Origin of the sequence: Oceanimonas doudoroffii, assembly GCF_002242685.1 — a bacterium.
GTDB classification, from domain to species: Bacteria; Pseudomonadota; Gammaproteobacteria; order Enterobacterales; family Aeromonadaceae; genus Oceanimonas; species Oceanimonas doudoroffii.
Genome location: NZ_NBIM01000001.1, coordinates 530,296 through 546,465, shown reverse-complemented (window position 1 = coordinate 546,465; position 16,170 = coordinate 530,296). Strand labels below are relative to the sequence as shown.

General features: G+C 60.0%; 14 protein-coding genes. 1 reads left to right on the top strand and 13 read right to left on the bottom strand.

From position 1 onward, the window contains the following. Nucleotides 1-57: 57 nt before the first annotated feature. The 8 genes from sucD to sdhC form a co-directional block, all read right to left on the bottom strand. Nucleotides 58-930, bottom strand: coding sequence for a succinate--CoA ligase subunit alpha (sucD, locus tag B6S08_RS02475; protein WP_094199197.1), 873 nt, complete (start codon nucleotides 928-930; stop codon nucleotides 58-60). 4 nt (nucleotides 931-934) lie between these two features. After that, on the bottom strand, nucleotides 935-2,101 hold the full coding sequence (sucC, locus tag B6S08_RS02470; protein ID WP_094199196.1) for an ADP-forming succinate--CoA ligase subunit beta: 1,167 nt from the start codon (nucleotides 2,099-2,101) through the stop codon (nucleotides 935-937). 79 nt (nucleotides 2,102-2,180) lie between these two features. Continuing rightward, the gene (gene odhB / locus B6S08_RS02465; RefSeq protein WP_094199195.1) at nucleotides 2,181-3,398 is read right to left on the bottom strand and encodes a 2-oxoglutarate dehydrogenase complex dihydrolipoyllysine-residue succinyltransferase; all 1,218 of its coding nucleotides are present in this window, start codon (nucleotides 3,396-3,398) and stop codon (nucleotides 2,181-2,183) included. 18 nt (nucleotides 3,399-3,416) lie between these two features. Next, nucleotides 3,417-6,230, bottom strand: coding sequence for a 2-oxoglutarate dehydrogenase E1 component (gene sucA / locus B6S08_RS02460; RefSeq protein ID WP_094199194.1), 2,814 nt, complete (start codon nucleotides 6,228-6,230; stop codon nucleotides 3,417-3,419). 95 nt (nucleotides 6,231-6,325) lie between these two features. After that, nucleotides 6,326-7,042: a succinate dehydrogenase iron-sulfur subunit gene (locus B6S08_RS02455; protein ID WP_094200517.1), complete on the bottom strand. Its 717-nt coding sequence runs from the start codon at nucleotides 7,040-7,042 to the stop codon at nucleotides 6,326-6,328. A gap of 16 nt (nucleotides 7,043-7,058) precedes the next feature. Then, nucleotides 7,059-8,825, bottom strand: a complete 1,767-nt coding sequence (gene sdhA, locus B6S08_RS02450) for a succinate dehydrogenase flavoprotein subunit (RefSeq protein ID WP_094200516.1) — start codon at nucleotides 8,823-8,825, stop codon at nucleotides 7,059-7,061. Nucleotide 8,826: 1 nt separating this feature from the next. Continuing rightward, complete coding sequence (gene sdhD / locus B6S08_RS02445; RefSeq protein ID WP_094199193.1) at nucleotides 8,827-9,171, bottom strand: succinate dehydrogenase, hydrophobic membrane anchor protein; 345 nt, start codon at nucleotides 9,169-9,171, stop codon at nucleotides 8,827-8,829. After that, the gene (gene sdhC, locus B6S08_RS02440) at nucleotides 9,165-9,554 is read right to left on the bottom strand and encodes a succinate dehydrogenase cytochrome b556 subunit (protein WP_094199192.1); all 390 of its coding nucleotides are present in this window, start codon (nucleotides 9,552-9,554) and stop codon (nucleotides 9,165-9,167) included. Before sdhC ends, sdhD begins: the two co-directional genes overlap by 7 nt. 411 nt (nucleotides 9,555-9,965) lie before the next feature. Between sdhC and B6S08_RS02435 the strand changes: the two genes are divergently transcribed. Further along, on the top strand, nucleotides 9,966-11,255 hold the full coding sequence (locus tag B6S08_RS02435; RefSeq protein ID WP_094199191.1) for a citrate synthase: 1,290 nt from the start codon (nucleotides 9,966-9,968) through the stop codon (nucleotides 11,253-11,255). A 121-nt stretch (nucleotides 11,256-11,376) separates the two neighbouring features. On the opposite strand, the gene fbp is transcribed toward B6S08_RS02435, so the two are convergent. The 5 genes from fbp to msbA form a co-directional block, all read right to left on the bottom strand. Then, nucleotides 11,377-12,393, bottom strand: a complete 1,017-nt coding sequence (fbp, locus tag B6S08_RS02430) for a class 1 fructose-bisphosphatase (RefSeq protein WP_094199190.1) — start codon at nucleotides 12,391-12,393, stop codon at nucleotides 11,377-11,379. 115 nt (nucleotides 12,394-12,508) lie between these two features. Then, entirely contained in the window at nucleotides 12,509-13,258 is a 750-nt protein-coding gene (kdsB, locus tag B6S08_RS02425) for a 3-deoxy-manno-octulosonate cytidylyltransferase (RefSeq protein ID WP_094199189.1), read from the bottom strand. Continuing rightward, nucleotides 13,255-13,443 carry a Trm112 family protein gene (locus B6S08_RS02420; RefSeq protein WP_094199188.1) on the bottom strand — a complete coding sequence of 63 codons (189 nt, stop codon included), beginning with the start codon at nucleotides 13,441-13,443 and terminating at the stop codon, nucleotides 13,255-13,257. Before B6S08_RS02420 ends, kdsB begins: the two co-directional genes overlap by 4 nt. Continuing rightward, complete coding sequence (lpxK, locus tag B6S08_RS02415; protein WP_094199187.1) at nucleotides 13,433-14,395, bottom strand: tetraacyldisaccharide 4'-kinase; 963 nt, start codon at nucleotides 14,393-14,395, stop codon at nucleotides 13,433-13,435. The genes B6S08_RS02420 and lpxK overlap by 11 nt, the downstream gene beginning before the upstream one ends. Then, complete coding sequence (gene msbA / locus B6S08_RS02410) at nucleotides 14,395-16,146, bottom strand: lipid A ABC transporter ATP-binding protein/permease MsbA (protein ID WP_094199186.1); 1,752 nt, start codon at nucleotides 16,144-16,146, stop codon at nucleotides 14,395-14,397. The genes lpxK and msbA overlap by 1 nt, the downstream gene beginning before the upstream one ends. Nucleotides 16,147-16,170 lie beyond the last annotated feature (24 nt).

The window sequence follows — 16,170 nt, the reverse complement described above, 5'->3', positions numbered from 1 at the left end:
CAAAAAAAAGGAGCCTTACGGCTCCTTGTTTGGCTTCACGCTGTCGCTGAGGGCATTTTACCAGCCGGTGACTTCGCGCAGGGCGGAGCCGATGTCGGCCAGGGAGCGTACGGTTTTCACACCGGCGTCCTGCAGGGCGGCAAACTTTTCGTCAGCGGTGCCCTTGCCGCCGGAGATAATGGCGCCGGCATGGCCCATGCGCTTGCCCGGGGGGGCGGTCACACCGGCAATGTAGGACACCACCGGCTTGGTGACGTTGGCCTTGATGAAGGCGGCGGCTTCTTCTTCGGCGGTGCCGCCGATTTCACCGATCATCACGATGGCTTCGGTTTCCGGATCTTCCTGGAACAGCTTCAGAATATCGATGAAGTTGGAGCCGGGAATGGGGTCGCCGCCGATGCCCACACAGCTGGACTGGCCAAAGCCTTCGTCGGTGGTCTGCTTGACCGCTTCATAAGTCAGGGTGCCGGAGCGGGACACGATGCCCACCTTGCCCTTCTTGTGAATATGGCCGGGCATGATGCCGATCTTGCACTCGTCGGGGGTGATCACGCCGGGGCAGTTGGGGCCGATCATGCGCACGCCGGCTTCGTCCAGCTTCACTTTCACGTCCAGCATGTCAAGGGTAGGAATGCCCTCGGTGATGGTCACGATCAGCTCAATGCCGGCGTCAATGGCTTCCAGAATGGCGTCCTTGCAGAAGGCAGCCGGTACGTAGATCACGGTAGCGGTGGCGCCGGTGGCTTCCACGGCTTCGCGCACGGTGTTGAACACCGGCAGACCCAGATGGGTGGTGCCGCCCTTGCCCGGGGACACGCCGCCGACCATTTGCGTACCGTACTCAACGGCTTGCTCGGAGTGGAAGGTACCCTGACCGCCGGTGAAGCCCTGGCAGATGACCTTGGTGTCTTTGTTGATCAGAATGCTCATGCTGTTATTTCCCCTGTGCGGCGTTGACGACCTGAACCGCGGCATCGGTCAGGCTGGTGGCGGCGATGATGTTGAGGCCGGACTCGTCCAGCTTGGCGGTGCCGGCTTCGGCATTGTTGCCTTCCAGACGCACCACCACGGGCACTTTCACGCCCACTTCCTTCACCGCACCGATAATGCCTTCGGCGATCATGTCACAGCGTACAATGCCGCCGAAAATGTTCACCAGCACCGCTTTGACATTGCTGTCGGAGAGAATAATCTTGAACGCTTCGGTTACCCGCTCCTTGGTGGCGCCACCGCCCACGTCCAGGAAGTTGGCGGGAGAACCGCCGTGCAGGTTGACGATGTCCATGGTACCCATGGCCAGACCGGCGCCGTTGACCATGCAGCCGATGTTGCCGTCCAGCGCCACGTAGTTCAGCTCCCACTTGGCGGCGTGGGCTTCACGGGCGTCGTCCTGGGACGGATCGTGCATCTCACGCAGCTTGGGCTGACGGTAGAGGGCGTTGGAGTCGATGTTGATCTTGCCGTCCAGGCAATGCAGGTTGCCGGCCTCGGTGATCACCAGGGGGTTGATTTCGAGCAGGGCGAAATCGTAGTCCAGGAACATCTGTCCCAGACCGAGGAAAATTTTGGTGAACTGCTTGATCTGGTCGCCTTTCAGGCCCAGTTTGAATGCCAGTTCACGACCCTGGTAGGGCTGCGGGCCCACCAGAGGATCGATGGCAGCCTTGTGGATGAGTTCGGGGGTCTCTTCGGCCACCTTCTCAATTTCCACGCCACCTTCGGTTGATGCCATGAACACCACACGACGGGTACCACGGTCAACAACCGCGCCCAGGTAGAGTTCTTTGTCGATGTCAGTACAGGATTCCACCAGGATCTTGGCGACCGGTTGTCCCTTGGCGTCGGTCTGGTAGGTTACCAGATTCTTGCCCAGCCAATGCTCCGCGAACTCGCGGATCTCTTCCTTGCTCTTGGCCAGCTTGACGCCGCCTGCCTTGCCGCGACCACCGGCATGGACCTGACATTTAACCACCCACATGTTGCCGCCGATCTTGCTGGCCGCCTCTACCGCTTCCTGCGGGTTGTCACATGCGTAGCCTTCGGATACGGGCAGACCGTATTCGGCGAACAGCTGTTTTGCCTGATATTCATGCAAATTCATGTTGTGTTTCCGTTGTTGTGTTGGGTTCAGGGCATAATAAGGGCGGGAACCAGCCCGCCCTTTTTTAGTTATTGTTGGCTTACACGTCCAGCAGCAGACGGGTCGGGTCTTCCAACAGCTCCTTGATGGACACCAGGAAGCCAACCGACTCGCGGCCGTCGATCAAACGGTGATCGTAAGACAGAGCCAGGTACATCATCGGCAGGATTTCCACCTTGCCGTCTACCGCCATGGGACGATCCTGGATTTTGTGCATACCCAGAATGGCGCTTTGCGGCGGGTTGATGATGGGGGTAGACATCAAGGAGCCGAACACACCACCATTGGTGATGGTGAAGTTACCGCCGGTCATGTCATCCACGGTCAGCTTGCCATCACGGCCCTTGATGGCCAGATCCTTGATGCTCTTCTCGATGTCGGCCAGGCTCAGGCGATCACAATCGCGCAGTACCGGGGTAACCAGGCCACGAGGCGTGGACACGGCGATGCTGACATCAAAGTAGTTGTGGTAAACGATATCGCTACCATCGATGGAGGCGTTCACTTCCGGGTAACGCTTGAGTGACTCCACTACCGCCTTCACATAGAAGGACATAAAGCCCAGGCGAATGCCGTGGCGCTTCTCAAAGATGTCCTGATACTGCTTGCGCAGTTCCATGATCGGCTTCATGTTGACCTCATTGAAGGTGGTCAGCATGGCGGTGGTGTTCTTGGCTTCCAGCAGACGCTCGGCCACGCGCTTGCGCAGACGGGTCATGGGAACACGCTTCTCTTCGCGCGCGCCGGCAGGCACCAGCGGCGCTTCGGCCTTGGCTGCCGCCGGCTTGTCGGCGGTCTTGGCCTGACCGGCGCCCTTGATAAAGGCTTCCACGTCTTCCTTGGTGATGCGGCCGCCCTTGCCGGAGCCGGACAGCTTGCTCACATCAATGTTGTGCTCGGCCACCAGGCGGCGTACCGCCGGGCTCAGATCGTCGCTGTCGGCGGCGTCAGCCTTGGCCTCGGTCTTGGCTTCACCATTGGTGGCGGCGGGCTTTTCCTTGGTCTCTTCGCCGGCCTTGGCGCCCTGCTTGAGCTTGCCAATCACCTGCTGGCCCAGCACGGTGGCGCCGGCGTCTTCCATAATGGCTTCCAGAATACCGGCCTCGGGGGCCGGTACTTCCAGTACCACCTTGTCGGTTTCGATATCGACGATCACTTCGTCGCGCTCTACGCTGTCGCCAGGCTGCTTGTGCCAGGTGGCGATAGTGGCGTCGGCAACGGATTCGGGGAGGTCGGGAACCTTGATTTCGATGCTCATCAATATGTCCTTAGTGCATTAAGCTTTGGTCAACGTCAGTGCGTCTTCCACCAACGCCTTTTGTTGTTGTAAGTGAACCGAGGGGTGACCCACTGCCGGAGAAGCAGAGGCTTCACGGCCGGCGTAGCTCAGTTTGGCGCCTTCCGGAATGGCAGCCCGGAAATGATGCTGGCTGCAGTACCAGGCGCCCTGGTTTTGCGGCTCTTCCTGACACCAGACGAAGTCCTGCACGTGCTGGTAGTCGGCCAGAATTGCGGCAACCTCTTCCTGAGGGAACGGGTACAGCTGCTCGATCCGAATGATGGCCACATCGGTCTGTTCGTTCTTGCGACGCGCTTCGAGCAAATCGTAATACACCTTGCCGGCACAAAGAATCACACGCTTGACGCCTTTGGGATCCAGATCATCAATTTCTCCGATGGCGTTCTGGAAGGTACCGTTGGCCAGGGTTTCCAGCTCGGAAACGGCCAGCGGATGGCGCAGCAGCGACTTCGGCGTCATCACCACCAGCGGGCGACGCATGGGGCGCAGCACCTGGCGACGCAGCATGTGGAACACCTGGGCCGGCGTGGTGGGCACACACACCTGCATGTTGTGCTCGGCGCACAGCTGCAGATAGCGCTCAAGGCGGGCACTGGAGTGCTCGGGGCCCTGGCCTTCGTAGCCATGAGGCAGCAGCAGGGTCAAACCGCACATGCGGCCCCATTTCTGCTCGCCGGCGGCAAGGAACTGGTCGATCACCACCTGGGCACCGTTGGCGAAGTCACCGAACTGGGCTTCCCAGACGGTGAGACCCACGGGCTCGGCGGTGGCGTAACCATATTCAAAGGCCATGACCGCTTCTTCGCTCAGTACCGAGTCGTATACCTGGAACTGACCCTGATCTTCCGACAGGTAGCACAGCGGGGTATAGATGCTGGCATCGTTCTGGTTGTGCAATACTGCATGGCGGTGGAAGAAGGTACCCCGGCCGGAATCCTGACCGGTGAGACGTACTTCGTAACCGTTGTCACACAGGGTGGCGTAAGCCAGTGTCTCGGCAAAACCCCAGTCCGCCAGCTTCTCGCCCCGAGCCATGCGCTTGCGGTCTTCATAAATCTTGGACACCTGGCGCTGCAGAGTGTGGGTTTCCGGATAACGGGTCAGCCGGTCTGCCAGATCCTTGAGCCTGTCCATACCATAGGTAGAGTCCCAGGCCATGTCCCACTCGTGACCCAGATAGGGTGACCAGTCGACGGAATGCTTCTGCATCGGCCGCCATTCCTTGACCACACACTCACCGTGATCCAGGGCGTCGCGGTATTCGTTGATCATGGAGGTGACTTCTTCTGCCGACACCGTGCCCTTGTCAATCAGCTTGTCCGCGTAAATCTTGCGCGGCGTGGGGTGCTTCTTGATCTTCTGGTACATCAGCGGCTGGGTAGCGCTCGGCTCGTCGGCCTCGTTGTGACCATGACGACGGTAACACACCAGATCGATCACCACGTCGCGACCGAACTCGTTACGGAAGTCCAGTGCCAGCTGAGTCACCTGTACCACGGCTTCCGGATCATCCGCGTTCACGTGGAAAATCGGCGCCTGCACCATCTTGGCGATGTCGGTACAGTATTCGGTAGAACGGGTATCGCGCGGGTTGGAGGTAGTAAAGCCAACCTGGTTGTTGATCACGATACGCACGGTGCCGCCCACCCCGTAGCCCCGGGTCAGCGACATATTAAAGGTTTCAGCCACCACGCCCTGGCCGATAAAGGCCGAGTCGCCGTGAATGGTGATCGGCAGTACCTGACGGCCGTCCGGGTTCTCAAGCCGATCCATCCGCGCGCGCACCGAGCCCATGACCACAGGGTTGACGATTTCCAGGTGTGACGGGTTAAACGCCAGCGCCAGGTGAACCGGACCGCCCGGGGTATCAAAGTCGGAGCTGAACCCCATGTGGTATTTCACGTCACCGGAGCTGTTGGTGTCATGCTTGCCGGCAAAGGCATCAAACAGGTCTTGCGGGCGTTTACCCAGCACGTTGACCAGCATGTTCAGACGGCCCCGGTGGGCCATGCCGATCACCACTTCACGACCGCCCTTTTCACCGAAACGGCGAATCAGTTCCTTGGTCATGGGGATCAGGGCGTCGCCGCCTTCCAGGGAGAAACGCTTGGCGCCCGGGAACTTGGCACCCAGGTATTTTTCCAGGCCTTCGGCGGCAGTCAGGCTGTCGAGGAAGCGTTGCTTGTCTTCGGTGCTGTACTGAGGTTCACCCACCACAGGCTCAAGCCGGCTCTGAATCCAGCGCTTTTCCTCGGTGCTGGTGATGTGCATGTATTCCGCACCCACGGAGCCGCAGTAGGTTTTTTTCAGCGCCGTAACCAGATCTTTCAGCTTCATGGTCTCGGTGCCGATGGCATAGGAGCCCACGTTGAAGGTGGCGTCGAGATCGGCACCGGTCAGGTTGTGAAAAGCCGGATCCAGTTCGGCTACGGTTTCACGGTTCCACAGATCAAGCGGATCGAGCCGGGCGTTCTGATGGCCGCGAAAACGATAGGCGTTGATAAGCTGCAGCACCTTGACCTGTTTGGCATCGGTATGCGGATCGCTCACCGGGGTGGCATAGCGGGAGGTATCCTTGGCGAGGCGACGGAAATAGTCCCTTACCTGTGAATGGGGCTGATCCTGCACCGGAGCCTCGGCGGCTGGCAGGCCGTCAAACACGGTGCGCCATTCGTCGGATACGGAGTCGGGATCGGCCAGGTAGGCCTCGTACAGGTCTTCTACATAGGTCGCATTGGCACCGGCCAGGTGAGAAGAGTCCAGCCAGGCTTGCATTACGCCATTGTGCATCATTATCCCTTTTTAACTTCGCGACAGGGCTACTGTCGTTCTGGTCGTCGAGTCAAATGCCGCCCTTGCGGGCGGCGGGCTGTTAGTCGGGACGGTTACACTGCCCGTTTCAGCAGCATGGACTTGATGTTACCAATGGCCTTGGTGGGGTTCAGGCCCTTGGGACACACGTTTACGCAGTTCATGATGCCGTGGCAGCGGAACACGCTGAAGGCGTCATCCAGATTGGACAAGCGCTCATCGGTGGCGGTATCGCGGCTGTCGATAAGCCAGCGATAGGCGGCCAGCAGGCCGGCCGGGCCGATGAACTTGTCCGGGTTCCACCAGAAGGACGGGCAAGAGGTGGAGCAGCAGGCGCACAGAATGCACTCATACAGCCCATCCAGCTTGGACCGTTCTTCCGGTGACTGCAGGCGCTCCCTCGCCGGCGGTTGTTTGTCTTCGGCAATGAGGAAGGGTTTGACCTTCTCCCACTGGGTGTAGAACTGGGTCATGTCGACCACCAGATCACGCACCACAGGCAGGCCGGGCAGCGGGCGAATCACCACCTTGTTGTCCTTGCCGAGCAGGTCGGACAACGGGGTGATACAGGCCAGGCCATTCTTGCCGTTCATGTTGAGGCCGTCCGAGCCGCACACGCCTTCACGGCAGGAGCGACGGAACGCCAGGCTTGGCTCCTGCTCCTTGAGCTGCAGCAGGGCATCGAGCACCATCATGTCAGAGCCTTCGGGAATATCCATCCGATAGTCTTTCATGTAGGGCTTGGCGTCGGTCTCGGGATTGTAACGATATACGGAAACAGTTACTTGCATCTTCACTCCCCTCCCCTTAGTAGGTCCGCACTTTCGGCGGAAACGCTTCACGAGTCACCGGCGCCATGTTCACTTCACGACGGCTCATGGACTCGGACTCGGGGTTGTACAACGAGTGGCACAGCCAGTTTGCGTCATCCCGGTCAGGGAAGTCGAAACGGGTATGGGCACCACGGCTTTCGGTCCGGAAGTTCGCGGCCACGGCGGTGGCGTAGGCGGTTTCCATCAGGTTATCGAGCTCCAGACACTCGATGCGCTGGGTGTTGAAGTCACGGCTGGTGTCATCCAGACGGGCAGACTTCAGCCGCTCGCGAATTTCCTTCAGTTCAGCCAGACCGGACGCCATGGCATCGCCTTCCCGGAATACGGAGAAGTTGTTCTGCATGCAGCGCTGCAGGTCTTTCTTGATTTGTACCGGGTCTTCGCCGTTGCGAGTGCTTTCCCAGCGGTTGTAGCGGGACAGGGACTCTTCCAGATCGGACTCGGAAGCCGCACGGCTGTCACCCAGCTGGTTCAGGGCTTCGTTCAGGTGGCGACCCACGGCACGACCGAATACCACCAGGTCGAGCAGCGAGTTGCCGCCCAGGCGGTTGGCACCGTGTACGGATACACAGGCGATTTCACCCACGGCGAACAGGCCTTTCACCGGCACGTCGTTGCCGTTGGCATCCTGCTTCAGGGCCTGGCCGTGAACGTTGGTGGGAATGCCGCCCATCATGTAGTGACAGGTAGGAATAACCGGAATCGGCTCTTTCACCGGATCGACGTGGGCAAAGGTGCGAGACAGCTCGCAGATGCCCGGCAGACGGCTTTCCAGTACGTCCTGACCCAGGTGATCCAGCTTCAGCTTGATGTGCGGACCCCAAGGGCCATCACAGCCGCGGCCTTCGCGGATTTCGATCATCATGGAGCGGGCCACCACGTCACGACCGGCCAGGTCCTTGGCGTTGGGGGCATAACGCTCCATAAAGCGCTCACCGTCCTTGTTCAGCAGGTAACCGCCCTCACCCCGGCAACCCTCGGTTACCAGTACGCCGGCGCCGGCGATACCGGTGGGGTGGAACTGCCACATTTCCATGTCCTGTACCGGCACGCCGGCACGCAGCGCCATACCGACACCGTCACCGGTGTTGATGTGGGCGTTGGTGGTGGACTGGAAGATACGACCGGCACCGCCGGTAGCCAGAATGGTGGCCTTGGCCTTGAAGTAGACCACTTCACCGGTTTCGATGTCGATGGCGGTACAACCCACCACGTCGCCGTCCTGGTTCTTCACCAGATCCAGTGCGTACCACTCGGAAAATACCGTGGTCTTGTGCTTGACGTTTTGCTGGTACAGGGTGTGCAGCAGGGCGTGACCGGTACGGTCAGAAGCCGCCGCGGTGCGGGCCGCCTGCTCGCCACCAAAGGCCTTGGACTGGCCGCCGAAGGGGCGCTGATAGACCTTGCCGTTGTCGAAACGGGAGAACGGCAGACCCATTTTTTCCAGCTCCAGAATGGCTTCGGGGCCGGTCTGGCACATAAATTCAATGGCGTCCTGGTCACCGATGTAGTCGGAGCCCTTGACGGTGTCGTACATGTGCCATTCCCAGTTGTCGTCGTGGGCATTGCCCAGCGCAACCGTGATGCCCCCTTGAGCGGACACGGTATGAGAACGGGTCGGAAATACCTTGGACAACAGCGCACAGCTCTTGCCCGATTCAGCAATCTGAAGGGCGGCGCGCATGCCGGCACCGCCGGCGCCGATTACCACGGCGTCGAATTCTCGAATAGCAATAGTCACCTTAAACACCCCACAAAACAACGATACCGGTCAGCAGATAGGACAGCAGCAATACCACCACGGCGAACTGGGCGAGGCCCCGCCACAGTGCCGGCTTGACGTAGTCCGACAGCACCTGCCAGGCGCCAATCCAGCCGTGCATCAGCACGCTGAACAGGGCCAGCAGGGTAAACACCCGAGTGAAGGTGCCTTCAAAAAAGCCGGTCCAGCTGGCGTATGTGATGTCGTTAAAGGCGATAAAGCCGACCAGATACAGGGTGTACAGGGTCAGGATGACAGCAGTCGCACGCAGCAGCAGGAAATCATGCACGCCGCTACGACCAAAGGATGCAGAATTGGTTACCATACCAGTACCCCCGCCAGCAGTGACAGAACGATGGTCACACCAAATGCCACCTTGGCACTCAGCGCTCCCGATTCAAGCTCCTCGCAATAGCCCAGATCCATAATGAGGTGGCGAATGCCGCCTACAATGTGGTAGGCCAATGCGGTCAGCACACCCCAGAGGATGAAGCCGACAAAGAAGCCATCCATGATTTCCACCACGGCGTTAAAGCCCTGCTCGGACGAGAGCGACTCGCTGAGCAGCCACAGCAGAATGGCCAGCGCAAACAGGGTGATTACGCCGGATACCCGGTGGAGAATGGAAGAGATGGCGGCAACGGGCTGGCGAATAGTCCGTAGGTCGAGGTTTACAGGTCTCTGTTTTTTAGTCACAGTCTTGCCCACTAGCTCGATTGAGCACGTTAGTTATTGTTTTGACAGACATTACCCGGATATACGGACTGAGGTCACTACCGAGAACAAGCTGCTTTTGCTGCTCCGCCCGCGGCAGGCTGAAACAGCGAAAGCAGTACGACTGCGGCCTGGCCACAACTGCGTCCTTATACCCTCGGGAAGCCAGTATAAGGAGGGAATCAACAAATACAACGAAGCACCTGAATCAATTGCCAATTCTGTAAAGTCGATCGCACAACGGGGTTAACCAAGTGTTGCCCGCCAGCGGTAAAATTGACATTGCTCACCGCTTTAGTTTTCAATATGTCGGCACCATGGAGGCCGGAACAGTTAAAATGACGACTGTTCCCTGCATAAGCGCCTAATCCATGGGCCTAATTATAAAAGCAAAGGAGACGTGCTATGGCTGACCAAAAGGCCACTCTGCATCTGCCCGGCAAGGAACCCATCGAGCTTCCTATCGCCTCCGGCACCGCTGGCTATGATGTGATCGATATCAGTACCCTCGGCTCACACGGTTATTTCACTTATGACCCCGGCTTCCTGGCAACCGCTTCCTGCCAGTCCGAGATCACCTACATCGACGGTGATAAGGGTGTGTTGCTGCATCGGGGTTACCCCATCGAGCAACTTGCCCAGGACGCCAGCTACCTGGAAGTATGCTATCTGCTGTTATACGGCGAAGCCCCTACCGCCAAACAGTATGAGCAGTTCAGCCGCGACATCATGCGCCACACCATGGTGCACGAGCAGCTGTCCTCCTTCTTCAAGGGCTACCGCCGCGACGCCCACCCCATGGCCATCGTCTGTGGTGTGATCGCCGGCCTGTCGGCCTTCTACCACGACCCCATGGATATCAATGATCCTAAGCATCGCGAACTGGCCGCCCAGCGCCTGATCGCCAAGCTGCCGACCATTTCCGCCATGGCGTACAAATACTCCGTGGGTCAGCCGTTCGTGTATCCGCGCAACGAGCTGAGCTACGCCGGCAACTTCCTGCAAATGATGTTTGCCGTGCCCTGTGAAGACTACAAGGTCAACCCCGTGGTGGAAAAAGCCATGGACCGCATCTTTACCCTGCATGCGGATCATGAGCAGAACGCCTCCACCTCCACCGTGCGTCTGTCCGGCTCCAGTGGTGCCAACCCGTTCGCCTGTATTGCGGCGGGCATCGCGTCCCTGTGGGGACCGGCTCACGGCGGCGCCAATGAGGCCTGCCTGCGCATGCTGGAAGAGATCGGCTCCGTGGATCGCATCCCCGAGTTTATCGAGCGCGCCAAGGACAAGGACGACCCCTTCCGTCTGATGGGCTTTGGTCACCGGGTATACAAGAACTTCGATCCCCGTGCCAAGGTCATGCGTGAAACCTGTCACGAAGTGCTGGACGATCTCAAGATTGAAGATCCGCTGCTGGACGTGGCCATGGAGCTGGAGCGCATCGCGCTGTCCGACGAATACTTCGTGGAGCGCAAGCTGTACCCGAACGTGGACTTCTACTCCGGTATCATTCTGAAGGCCATCGGCATTCCCACCAGCATGTTCACCGTGATTTTCGCCCTGGCTCGCACCGTGGGCTGGATGTCACACTGGAACGAGATGATGTCCGATCCCAAGCAGAAGATCGGCCGTCCGCGCCAGCTGTACACCGGCGCCGCCGAGCGCGAGTTCAAGACCCAGGTGGCCGACAAGTAACCCTTGCGCACCCTGTGAAAAGGCCGGCATATGCCGGCCTTTTTTATGCCTGCTCACCGCCAGGTGATGAATGCAAGAAAACAAAAAAGGCGCCGAAGCGCCTTTTTTCATTCAGCCGTGATTACTTGGCCGGGGAAGAAAACTTGGTCATAAAGCTTTCGGCCTTTTCCACCATGGCGGTGGAGCCCACAAAGTACGGGGTGCGCTGATGCAGCTCGGTGGGCTTTATCTCCATGATGCGCTGAAAACCGTCAGAGGCCTTGCCGCCGGCCTGCTCGGCCAGGAACGCCAGGGGGTTGCACTCGTACAGCAGGCGCAGCTTGCCGTTGGGGGCACTGGTGCCGGACGGGTAGATGTAAATGCCGCCCTTGAGCATATTGCGGTGAAAGTCGGACACCAGGGAGCCGATATAGCGCGAGGTGTAGGGGCGCTTGGTGGTTTCGTCCTGCTCCTGGCAGTACTTGAGGTACTTCTTCACCCCTTCAGGGAACTTGATGTAGTTGCCCTCGTTGATGGAGTAGATTTTGCCTTCCTCGGGAATACGAATGTTCTCGTGGGACAGACAGAAGGAGCCCAGGGACGGATCATAGGTGAAACCGTGCACGCCGTTACCGGTGGTGTACACCAGCATGGTGGAAGAGCCGTACACTACGTAGCCGGCGGCCACCTGGTTTACCCCCGGCTGCAGAAAGTCTTCCATAACCACGGGAGTGCCCGGCTCGCTGACGCGACGGTAGATGGAGAAAATGGTGCCCACGGACACGTTCACGTCGATATTGGAGGAGCCGTCGAGCGGGTCCATCAGCACCACGTATTTGGCGTCGCTGCGCTTGGCGCTGTCGAAGCAGACGAAGTAATCTTCCTCTTCCGAGGCAATGCCGCACACCTCTCCCCGGGCTTCCAGGGCCGCCTTGAACTTGTCATTGGCGAACACATCCAGCTTCTGCTGCACTTCCCCCTGCACGTTTTCGCTGCCGTTGCTGCCACCGATAATGTCGGTGACCAGGCCGGCCCGGTTGATTTCGCGGTTAACGATTTTGGCGGCGCGACGAATGGATGACAGCAGCGATGTCAGCTCACCGGTGGCGCTGGGGTGTTCGGACTGTGTCTTGACGATGTATTCACCCAGGGTAATCATACTTTTCCTCGAACGTTTCCTTGTGAGGACGGCATCGCCGTCCCGTTTACGGGGCAATGTACCCGTTTAACTTTTTTTTTGCAGTTAATTTAGTGTGCAAAGCAAGCTGACGAAATCAGCCTCGAGCCAGCCGCCGGCGTACCGCCTCCAGATCCGCCGGGGTATCAACACCCGCCGGGGGCACTTCACCGGCCACGCCCAGGGCGATGCGCTCGCCATGCCAGAGCACCCTGAGCTGCTCCAGCTTTTCCAGCTGCTCCAGCGGCCCCGCCGGCAGCGCGACGTAGCGGCGAATAAAGCCCGCCCGATAAGCATAGATGCCGATATGGCGCAGGCAGTGATCCAGGCTGGGCTTGTCTTCACCCATACCGTCCCGATCAAAGGGAATGGCCGCCCGACTGAAGTACAGCGCCTGACCGTGCAGGCTGTGCACCACCTTGACCACATTGGGATCGGTAAGCTCTTCCGCATTCTGCAGCGGCGTGGCCAGGGTGGCCATGGGCGCATCGCTGGCGGCCAGCAGGCCGGCCACCTGATCCACCAGCGCCGGCGGCAGCAAGGGCTCGTCACCCTGCACGTTAACCACGATGTCATCGGCCGCAAGTTGCAGCTGCTCCACCACTTCCGCCAGCCGTTCGGTGCCCGACTCGTGGTGAGTGCCGGTCAGGCACACCTCCACCTTGCACTCGGCCAGGGCATCCTGAATGCGCCGATCATCGGTGGCCACCACCACTCTGTGCGCACCGCTTTTCAGCGCCTGCTCGGCCACCCAGCGAATCATCGGCTTGCCGTGAATGTCGGCCAGGGGCTTGCCCGGCAGCCGGGTAGACTGCATACGGGCGGGAATAACGACGATAAAACTCATCCCGGCAGCTCGTCCAGATCCAGCTTGCGGGCGCGGTTTTCCAGCAGCACCGGTATGTTTTCGGTGATCGGGTAGGCCAGACGGTCAAAACGACACACCAGCTCGTTGTGCTCCCGATCCAGTTGCAGCTTGCCCTTGCACACCGGGCAGGCAATGATTTCCACCAGTTTGGCGTCAATCGCCATGATTCAGCTCCTTCAGTCTGCTTGACAGCATGTGTTCAAATTCGGTTGGCAGGCGCGCATTTACCGGCAAATACCAGCCGTTGTCGTGGCCACCGGGCCATTTGACCGCGTCCTTCTCGGTCATCAGCAGGGGGGCATCTGCCAGCCCCGCCAGCTGCGCCGGGCTGACCGCCTTGTGGTCGGCCAGCGCCAGCTGTTTGTCCAGTATAAAACCCTGCTCATTCAGGGTGGTAAAAAAACGGGGGGGATGACCGATACCGGCCATGGCGTGCACCCGCGCCCCCGGCGCCGGCGGCTCGCCGGTTGCGCTCACCGGCTGCAATTCGCCGGGAGCCAGGGTCATGGCGTATTCGCCGGCGTCACCGGGACCGCCGTTATTGATCACCGCATCCACGCTGGCGAGCCGCCATTTTCCTTCTCGCAGCGGCCCCATGGGCAGCAGCCGGCCATTGCCAAAGCGACGCTTGCCGTCCACCACCACCAGCTCGATATCGCGGGCCAGCGCATAGTGCTGCAGGCCGTCGTCGCTGATGATGATGTCGGCCCCCAGGCCGGCAAGGGTTGCCGCCGCCTCGGCCCGTTTCGGCCCCACCACCACGGGGCAGCCGGTCCGTTTGAAGATAAGCACCGGCTCGTCCCCGGCCTGCTCTGCCCTGGTCGTGTTGCTCAGCACCAGCGGATAGTGGTCACTGTTGCCGCCATAGCCCCGGCTGATCACACCGGGGTTATAACCCTGCTTCCGCAGCCATTCCACCAGCCAGATCACCATAGGGGTCTTGCCGTTGCCGCCCACGGTCAGGTTGCCCACCACCATCACCGGCACGGGGGCGCGATAGGCCGCCTTGAGCCCATGGCGAAACAAGCACCGGCGCAAACCGCTCACCAGCCCGAACAGCAGGCTGAGCGGCCACAGCAGCCAGAGCCAGGGGGCACCGCGGTACCAGGCCTGCATTACTGATCGCCGAACTGAATGCTGCGCAGCTGGGCGTAGGCACCATTGCGCGCCATCAGCTCGGCGTGGTTGCCCCGCTCCACGATGCGGCCTTCGTCGATCACCAGGATTTCATCGGCGTTCTCGATGGTCGACAGGCGGTGGGCGATCACCAGGGCGGTTCTGTCCTTGCGCAGCTCGTCCAGGGCCGCCTGTATGTGGCGCTCGGACTCGGTGTCCAGGGCCGAGGTGGCCTCGTCGAGGATCAGCAGGGGCGCGTTGCGCAGCAGGGCCCGGGCGATGGCGATGCGTTGCCGCTGACCACCGGACAGGCTGGCGCCGTTCTCGCCGATCACGGTGTCGTAGCCGTGCTCCAGCTTCTGAATGAATTCGTCCGCATAGGCCACCTTCGCCGCCGCCTCGATTTGCTCGCGGCTGTACTGCCCCTGGGCGGCATAGGCAATGTTATTGGCAATGGTGTCGTTGAACAGGTGCACATGCTGGGACACCAGGGCGAACTGGCGACGCAGATCACTCAGCTTGTAATCCTGAATATTGACGCCGTCGAGGCGAATTTCGCCGTCATGAATGTCGTAGAAACGGGTGAGCAGGCTGGCAATGGTGCTCTTGCCCGAGCCGGAGCGGCCCACCAGGGCAATGGTCTTGCCCGGCTCCAGGGTGAAGCTGACGTCCTTGAGTGCCGCCGCTTCCTTGGTGGGGTAACGGAAGGTGACCTTGTCGAACTCTATTTGGCCCTGGGCCCGCTGCAGTGGCCGAGTGCCGTTATCGGGCTCGGCGTCGCTGTCGAGCAGCTCAAACAGGCTCTGGCAGGCGGCAATGCCGCGCTGATAGGGGCCGTTGATCTGGGTCAGGCTCTTGAGCGGACGCATCAGCATCATCATGGAGGTGACGATCACGGTAAAGGTACCCGGGGTCAACTGCTCCTGCATGCCGTCAAAGCTGGCCACATACAGCAGAATGGCCAGGGCGGTGGAGGCGATCACCTGCACCAGGGGGGTGCCCACGGCATCGGCGGCCACCATTTTCATGTTCTGCTGGCGTACCTTGTTGCTCACCTTGAAGAAGCGGCCGCTTTCCACTTGCTGGCCGTTGAACATCAGCACTTCCTTGTGGCCCTTGAGCATCTGCTCGGTGCTGCTGGTGATGTTGCCCATGGCCGCCTGCATGCCCTTGCTGATGCGGCGAAAACGACGGCTGATCACCGCTATCATGACGCCCACCACGGGGCCGACCACAAAGAAAATCAGCGACAGCTGCCAGGAGTGATAGAACATCAGGCCCAGCAGGCCGATAACGGTGGCGCCTTCACGCACCAGGGTAACCAGGGTGGAGCTGGCCGCCGACGACACCTGGGAAGCGTCGTAGGTCACCTTGGACAGCAGGTTGCCGGTGTTGTGCCTGTCAAAAAACGCCACCGGCATGGCCATCAGCTTGTCGAACACCTGCTGCTGCAGGGACATCACCACATGGTTGCCCACCCAGGCCATGCAGTAACCCGAGAGAAAGGTACAGAGGCCGCGCAGGAATACGATGCCAATCACGAAAAACGGCATCCACTTGAGCACCGCCGGATTGTCACCGGTCAGGCCATCGTCGATCAGCGGCTTGATGGAATAGACGAAGGTGGTATCGACGGCGGCATAGCCGGCCATGCCGATAATGGCCGCCACCAGGCCGAGCTTGCGCTCCTTTACATAGGCCAGCAGGCGCTTGAGCACCGGCCAGGATGAGGAGTGTGCGTCTTGGGACATAAGGTCTCTGCCGTAAAAAACGAG